This window comes from Laspinema palackyanum D2c (assembly GCF_025370875.1).
GTDB classification, from domain to species: Bacteria; Cyanobacteriota; Cyanobacteriia; order Cyanobacteriales; family Laspinemataceae; genus Laspinema; species Laspinema palackyanum.
In genome coordinates this window covers 198057-205243 of sequence record NZ_JAMXFD010000009.1, presented here as the reverse complement: position 1 = coordinate 205243, position 7187 = coordinate 198057, and the positions used below count along the sequence as shown (strand labels likewise).

Genomic DNA, 7187 nt, shown 5'->3' with positions numbered 1-7187 from the left:
TTCTCTTATCTTAGTTCGTAGTAACGACTTCAGTCGTTCTCTTATCTTAGTTCGTAGTAACGACTTCAGTCGTTCTCTTATCTTAGTTCGTAGTAACGACTTCAGTCGTTCTCCCCCATCCCCCATTCATCCAAATTATGAACAACATTTTCAACGAACCCAAACCCAACACCCTCCTAGAACACGAAAAAATCTACCGAAAACTCCAACTCAACTACCACCGCAATCAACAACAAGACCAAACCGCATCCATCGACCAAGCCGCCGGCAAATTCTCCTATCCCAATTGCCAACAAGAATACTGGAACCCCGAAGAATTTTCCCTCCTCTACGGAACCCCCCTCTGGGACCAATCCACCCCCACCCAAAAGCTTATCCTCAATCACCTCTACTGGGTCGCTTACTACTCCCAAATCATCTCCGCAGAAATTGCTACAATCCTGTTTAATCAAACCAGCGCCGCTGGATTATATGCTCAGGAAGACTTTCGCTTAGTCTGCGATATGCTAGATTTAGAATCCGCCCAAGAACGGGCACATATTAATGCCTTTAAAACCATTTCAGAACAAGTAGAAGCAGCATTATTTGGCAAACGCATCTTCACTTACCCCATGCGCGGACCCTACACCGAAACAATGGTTCACGCCGATACCAATGCTTTAAAAACCTGGTGGAAACAACTCCAACTCCGCTACTTTGGAATGCTCTCTTCCGGGAATACATTTCTAGCTTGTCAATACTTTACCGTGCGCGGACTGCGAACCTTAAACGGAAAATTGGTCCAGCATAAGTTAAGCCAATATTACCAACATCACCCAGACCAAGAAAATGCTCCAATCCCGGCTAAAATCTCTTATTATCATTTTTTAGATGAGAGCTTTCATTTTAATAGTTCAACCCTGCTATCCCATGAAGTAGTTAACTGTTTGAAAAAGCCCACCCCATTTGAGGCGTTTGTCGCCAACCTGGGATTGCGCGGATGCCAGAAAGACCACGCTAATTTTTCCGTAGCGATTAATGGGATATTTTGGTACGACCCGGCCCTCTATTCGGCGATTTATGAACTGTTGCGATCGCCCGTCTTTGCCATGAGTGACCCGGATGCCAAACAGATGATGCAAGAGTGCTTTACCAAGGAAACTGAAGGACTCCATCGCAGCTATCAAACCCATCAAGAGGCAAGGGCATCCTATCAATTCTATCTCGAAAAAGTGGACTATGCCTGGAAAAGTAACCGTGAAATGTCTATTATGGCAGCAACTTCGATTCCTCGCTATCTAGCCACGCAGAAAAAAGCGCTCTCTCGGCGTTTTTCGGCCCCTTTTACCCATCCTCAGCGTCCTTTATTGCAAGTTGCTTTAGATTAACATTTATCCCTCTCATCCCCCTTAAAATCCCATGAATTCCCGGCAGAATCAAAACACCCAACCTCGAACCGAGATGCAAATCTTTAATAACTGGGATGTGGTTGCCAAAGGATGGTACATTGCTTGTCCCAGTGAAGAACTGCCCCGAAATAAACCTAAATCCTTGGAAGTCTGCGGACAGCAAGTTGTTATTTTTCGCGATGAAGATGGCAAAGTCCGCGCCTTAGATGCCTATTGTCCCCATCTTGGAACTGACTTAGGAATTGGGCGAGTGGATGGGAATTTAATCCGCTGTTTTTTCCATCATTGGGCGTTTGATGGAGAGGGAAACTGTCAGGATATTCCCTGTCAATCCAGCATTCCGGAAAAAGCCCGATTACAATCTTATGCCACTGATGAAAAATATGGCATGATTTGGGTTTATCCCGATACAAAGGCCCCGGAAGGGGTAGCAGAATTCGATGAACTTAAGGGAAAACAAGTGATTGCTGTTCGCGATCGCCCGTTTGAACGCACCTGCCATCATCACATTTGCATGATGAATGGGATTGATGCTCAACATCTGCAAACGGTGCATAAAGTTAATATTAATATGAAACTGACGTTAGAGGAAAATGAATCCGGTAGTCTGATGGATTTTACCCTCAGTGGGGAATTTCCGAATACCACCCCGCGAGAACAACTAGCGCGGAAATTTTTAGGGGAAAATTATGCCTATAGCATGAGATATCAGAATGCTTGTTTGGGGCTGTTAACCACAATGAAAAATGTTAAATTGCTTCCACCCTTGCACATGATTTATGCTTATCTTCCCGTTGAACCGGGGAAAATTAAGGTGCAAAATATTTATGTAGCCGCCCGTCGTCCGGGAATTTGGGGTTGGGTTGTTACCTACTTTTTATTGTTTTGTACGAAGATGCTTTATTTATTTTTAAAGGGGGAAGATGGGAAGATTTATGACAATATCCGGTACAATCCGAATGCTTTGCTGAGTATCGATCGCCCGTTGGTGGAGTATATGAAATATGTAGAGCGATTAACGCCTTCGGTTTGGTCAAAAGTTCGGGTTGAGAGGGAATAAAAGGTTGTTTGGGGTGGGATTAGCAGGAGGCAGAGCCTCCAATTGAGCATTCCCTGGCAGAGCCTGGGAACGAGGAAATAAACTAAAGGATGGGTTTTTATGAAGTGTTGTTTTGTGAGATTTCCAGGGACCAATTATCCAGCGATCGCCTTACCTCAGCATGACAATTTGGCTAATTATTTGACCGTGCAGAATTCAACGATTTTGTTTGGATGTCGGACGGGAATTTGTGGGACTTGCTTGTGTGTGATTGAGGGAGATATTCCCCCGGCTAATTTGGAGGAAAGAGAGGTTTTAGAAATTTTAGCTCCGGGAAATCCGCAAGCGCGGTTAGCTTGTCAAGTGGATGTGACGAATGATATTGCGATCGCCCCTTTTGAGGAATAGCAATTATGGGATTTGAAGACTTTTGGTATGTGGTGGCCCTCAGTGATCAACTGAAACCCAAAACAGTGCTTTCTCGCACGATTTTGGGCGAATGGTTGGCTATTTTTCGGGATGAACTGGGGGACGTGGTGGCATTACGCGATCGCTGTATGCACCGCAATAGTCGTCTCTCTCGTGGCAAAGTCTGCGATGGGATGCTGCATTGTCCCTATCATGGATGGGTTTATGATAAATCGGGTCAAGTCGTAGCAGTTCCTGCGGAAGGAGAACAGTTTAAAAACCTTGCCTCTCGTCGGACTCATTCTTATCCCACTCAAGAAAAAGACGGCTATATTTATGTCCGATTAGCAGAGAATCCTAATCTCAATCTTGAGCCTTTTCCCATGCCTTATTACGGCAAACCGGGATGGGAAACTGTGCGCGTAATTAACCGATTTCGCAACAATGTCACTAATTGTGCTGAAAACTTTATTGATATCCCTCATACCGCCTCGGTGCATCCTGGAGTTTTTCGTAAACCCCAGCAAAAACAGTTAGAAATGACCGTGGAACGCCGGGATGGTTCGGTGTTTGTCACCTATCGGAATGAAACCACCAATTTGGGATGGTATTCCCGGTTTTTAAATCCTCAAGGCGGGGAAATTTCCCATACAGACCAGTTTTCTATGCCGAATGTGACCAGTGTGGAATATAAGTTTGGAGAAAACCGTCGGTTTTTTATTACCAGTCAGTCGATTCCCGAAGCAGAAGATTCCACGTTAGTTTATACCGATGTGACTTTTAATTATGGCATTTGGAACAAAATCGCCCGTCCTTTTGTGCGCTGGACTGCCCAATATATTATTAAGCAAGATATAGAAATTTTGCGGATTCAGCAAGAGGTGATTGAGAAATATGGCACTCAATTTGCCAATACTCCAGCGGATACCATTCATGTCTTTGTCGAATCCATTCGCAAGGCCATTTCAGCCGGGGAAGACCCGAGATTACTTCCCCAAAAATCCGTAACCGTTAACTTTTGGGTTTAGGGTTTATCCACTACATCAGGAGATTTATGGCTATTTTTATCGCATTTGGCACTTTGGTAATTTTGACGGTAATCCGAACAGAACACTGGGCAAAATTCAAGGAAAAATCTTGGCAAGATTGGCTGCTAGATGGAATTGGCTTATGTTTTCAAGGCATTTTAATTCCGCTATTGCAATTGGTTCTGATTTATCAAGTCTATCAGTATTTTATCCCCGACAGTCGCGGAATGTTTACCTTACATCCTCTCCTCGCATTTTGCCTAAGTTTTGCCGGGGTGGATTACCTGTATTATTGGAATCATCGCTTCCTGCATAGTCGCTGGTTGTGGAGGTTGCATCTGGTTCATCATACCATGACTGACCGGCAAGTTCTCGGGACTTCTCGCAATACTTTATGGACCAGTTTTTTAATCGTTTACCTCTGGATTCATGCTCTATTTATCTATTCGCTACAAGACCCGACTGCCTATATTATTGGGGTAAGTTTGACCTCAATTTTAGATTTATGGCGGCATAGTGAAATCGAACCTTTACCAGGCACGATGTTGCATCGCTTGCTCTCCCCTTGGTTGATTTTACCAATAGATCATGCATGGCATCATGCTAGGGAGTCTGCTGGGGTCAATTATGGAGCAAATTTAAAACTATGGGACCGATTACATGGCACAAATCATGACAGTAACAAGGCACCGAATGCTTTGGGAATCTCTACGGATTTAACCTTAGTTCAAAAGTTAATCTGGCCGTTTTAATCTATGGTTTTAGCCGCGTTTAATTTATAAAATTAACTTCAATGACCTTACTCAGTTTGATTCTTTCCTTCTTTCCAGCGATCGTCATGGGAATGACCGCAGCATCTTTTCTGTGGATTTGTTTCTATCCGGGCATTTTAGGGATTTTTGCTTTACTGTTTTCTTTGTATGGATTTCCGGTAATGGTTTATCGGATTCATGATTATTTTTATCCCCTAAAAGAAGGAATTTCTTATTTGAAAGGGCCAGATTATTCTCCTTGGTGGGGAGGGCATCAAATTCAGGCGATTTATATTACATTTCCTGCGATTGAATCCGTCTTAAGACTGATTCCCGGGGCTTTTTCCCTGTGGTTGAGATTGTGGGGGGCAAAAATTGGGCGCGGGATTTATTGGATGCCAATTTTAGAACTGGCCGATCGCGCATTATTAGAAGTAGGCGATCGCACCATTGTCGGTCATCGAGTTGGGATTTACAGTCATGTGATTAAACCCAAACATAACAACTTAATGCTATATGTAAAATCCGTCAAAATTGGCAATAATGTGTTTGTCGGTTCTGGGACACATTTCGGTCCGGGAGTCACCATCGCCGATGGCGCTTATCTTCCCATTGCCACCCATCTTTATCCCAATACTAAAATCACTCCCCGCCATGATTCCCCTAATTAAATTTATATAAAAGGCGGATTATAGGAAAATTAGGCTGTATAAATAATGAGTTGATAATGATGGGGGTTTCCTTCAGGACTTTAGCCCATTAAAATTTTCTTGATGGGGGCCAAATAATCCTAAATTTTTGCATTGTCAATTATCTCCAATTGTTGATTCAGCCCATTGTCATTGGATAACCAGAATGCGTTCTATTATCAAACTTTTTTGTTTTCTGCTCGGGGTGTATGCCCATAAATTTTCCCAAGCCTTACAAATTCCTCGGAGGTCTCAGCGGGCCGTCCAACAACAAATTTATCGAAATTTTCTATGCAGTGATTATGGTAAATCCCTGGATTTAACCTCCGATCCAAAAGCTTCCTTAAATCAGCAATGGAATCAGATTCCGATTGTAGACTATGAGGATATTAAAGCCTGGATAGAACACGCTAATCCCACATCCAACTTGGAACTGGAGGAACCCGATAACCAGACTTCCTTGCCGGGAAAGTCTCTGACTCCTGAACCAATTTTATTTTATGAAAAAACCTCGGGGAGTCGGGGACCCGCTAAATGGATTCCCTATACTCAATCCCTGCGTTCTAGCTTCAACTCCATGTTTTGTGTGTGGGTGCATGACCTGATTCAGAATGGACCTAAATTTGAGACGGGGAAGTTTTATTTTTGTATTTCCCCCCAACTAAAAGACCCCCAAGCTATCACGGAAATATCTGGGGGTTTGGCGGATGATTCTGAATATTTAGATGGGTGGTTGCGGGCTTTACTCAGTTTGGTATTAGTTGCACCGCCTCGATTGAAACACCTACAAAACCCCGATGAATTCAAAGAACAGTTAAGTTTAGAACTGTTATGCGAAGACCGCTTAGAAGCCATTTCCATTTGGAGTCCCAGCTTTCTGAAAGTGCTGTTAGATTATATGGAAACCCATCGCGAGTCACTCATCGAGAAATTAGGTCAGAAAATCTCTCGCCAACGCGCCCAACAGTTGAGGTTATCGCCGATTCCCTGGACTGAAATTTGGCCGAAACTGAAACTGATTTCCTGTTGGGATAGTAGTCACTCGCGGGAACAGGCGGAATTTCTGCGAAAACTGTTTCCCGGGGTGATGGTACAGGGGAAAGGATTGCTGGCAACAGAAGCGCCGATGACAATTCCCTTGATTGCAGCCCAGGGATTTGTTCCCCTGATCAATGAAGTGTTTTTTGAATTTGAGGATGATCACCAAAAGATTTATAAACTCCATGAGATTAAACAGGGGGAAGAATATACTCTGATTATTTCTCAAAAAGGGGGGTTGTATCGTTATCGGATCGGCGATCGCATTCGAGTCACCCATTTTTATCACAAAACCCCCTGTTTAGAATTCCTAGGACGCGATCGCAGCATCAGCGATTTAGTCGGGGAAAAGCTCTCCGAAACCTTTGTCCAAACCGTCCTCGAAGACTTATGCTTAAAAACCACCTTTTTCAAAACCCTCGTCCCCGTGACCCAGCCCGTTGCCCATTATCTATTGTTACTGGATGAAGCCCAAGACCCACCGGAGGCGATCGCCCAACGGTTAGATCGTGAACTCATGCGATCGCCCCATTATCGCCATGCCCGCTTATTAGGACAACTCGCCCCTCCCCGCGTCTTCATCTCCAAAAAAATCCCCCACGCCTTAATCCGATATCAGACCCAATCCGGCAAAAAATGGGGGGATCTCAAACCTGAAATTTTGGCAACGGCACCCATTGAAAGCCAACTCTTGCAGGAATTAGAAACCCTAGCCAATTCCCGTTTGATTCCCGAGGTCCCCTCGGACTTCCAACTTTGTCGGTCCTTTTAGAACCCCACTCACCCCAGCCATTCTCCTTTGGCATTTCTATAGAAAACGCGCCATTATGATTTGATGGATTATA

The 7187-nt window shown here is 44.1% G+C and carries 7 protein-coding genes; all 7 read left to right on the top strand.

All coding sequences use genetic code 11. From position 1 onward, the window contains the following. The first annotated feature begins 137 nt into the window (after positions 1-137). The 7 genes from NG795_RS13600 to NG795_RS13570 all read left to right on the top strand — a co-directional run bounded on the left by NG795_RS13600 (position 138) and on the right by NG795_RS13570 (position 7114). The gene (locus NG795_RS13600; RefSeq protein WP_367289195.1) at positions 138-1367 is read left to right on the top strand and encodes a P-aminobenzoate N-oxygenase AurF; all 1230 of its coding nucleotides are present in this window, start codon (positions 138-140) and stop codon (positions 1365-1367) included. A gap of 31 nt (positions 1368-1398) precedes the next feature. Beyond that, positions 1399-2448: a Rieske 2Fe-2S domain-containing protein gene (locus tag NG795_RS13595; RefSeq protein ID WP_367289194.1), complete on the top strand. Its 1050-nt coding sequence runs from the start codon at positions 1399-1401 to the stop codon at positions 2446-2448. Between the two features lie 99 nt (positions 2449-2547). After that, positions 2548-2835 carry a 2Fe-2S iron-sulfur cluster binding domain-containing protein gene (locus NG795_RS13590; protein WP_367289193.1) on the top strand — a complete coding sequence of 96 codons (288 nt, stop codon included), beginning with the start codon at positions 2548-2550 and terminating at the stop codon, positions 2833-2835. Positions 2836-2840: 5 nt separating this feature from the next. Next, the gene (locus tag NG795_RS13585) at positions 2841-3863 is read left to right on the top strand and encodes an aromatic ring-hydroxylating dioxygenase subunit alpha (protein ID WP_367289192.1); all 1023 of its coding nucleotides are present in this window, start codon (positions 2841-2843) and stop codon (positions 3861-3863) included. A 26-nt stretch (positions 3864-3889) separates the two neighbouring features. Further along, entirely contained in the window at positions 3890-4615 is a 726-nt protein-coding gene (locus NG795_RS13580) for a sterol desaturase family protein (protein WP_367289191.1), read from the top strand. Between the two features lie 41 nt (positions 4616-4656). Next, positions 4657-5286 carry an acyl transferase gene (locus NG795_RS13575; protein ID WP_367289190.1) on the top strand — a complete coding sequence of 210 codons (630 nt, stop codon included), beginning with the start codon at positions 4657-4659 and terminating at the stop codon, positions 5284-5286. Between the two features lie 184 nt (positions 5287-5470). Next, on the top strand, positions 5471-7114 hold the full coding sequence (locus NG795_RS13570) for a GH3 family acyl-acid amido synthetase (RefSeq protein ID WP_367289189.1): 1644 nt from the start codon (positions 5471-5473) through the stop codon (positions 7112-7114). The last annotated feature ends 73 nt before the right edge of the window (positions 7115-7187 follow it).

What these genes read in the sequence shown, in the direction of transcription:
- NG795_RS13600 (WP_367289195.1), top strand. Translation starts at nt 138, where the DNA reads ATGAACAACATTTTCAACGAACCCAAACCCAACACCCTCCTAGAACAC.
- NG795_RS13595 (WP_367289194.1), top strand. Translation starts at nt 1,399, where the DNA reads ATGAATTCCCGGCAGAATCAAAACACCCAACCTCGAACCGAGATGCAA.
- NG795_RS13590 (WP_367289193.1), top strand. Translation starts at nt 2,548, where the DNA reads ATGAAGTGTTGTTTTGTGAGATTTCCAGGGACCAATTATCCAGCGATC.
- NG795_RS13585 (WP_367289192.1), top strand. Translation starts at nt 2,841, where the DNA reads ATGGGATTTGAAGACTTTTGGTATGTGGTGGCCCTCAGTGATCAACTG.
- NG795_RS13580 (WP_367289191.1), top strand. Translation starts at nt 3,890, where the DNA reads ATGGCTATTTTTATCGCATTTGGCACTTTGGTAATTTTGACGGTAATC.
- NG795_RS13575 (WP_367289190.1), top strand. Translation starts at nt 4,657, where the DNA reads ATGACCTTACTCAGTTTGATTCTTTCCTTCTTTCCAGCGATCGTCATG.
- NG795_RS13570 (WP_367289189.1), top strand. Translation starts at nt 5,471, where the DNA reads ATGCGTTCTATTATCAAACTTTTTTGTTTTCTGCTCGGGGTGTATGCC.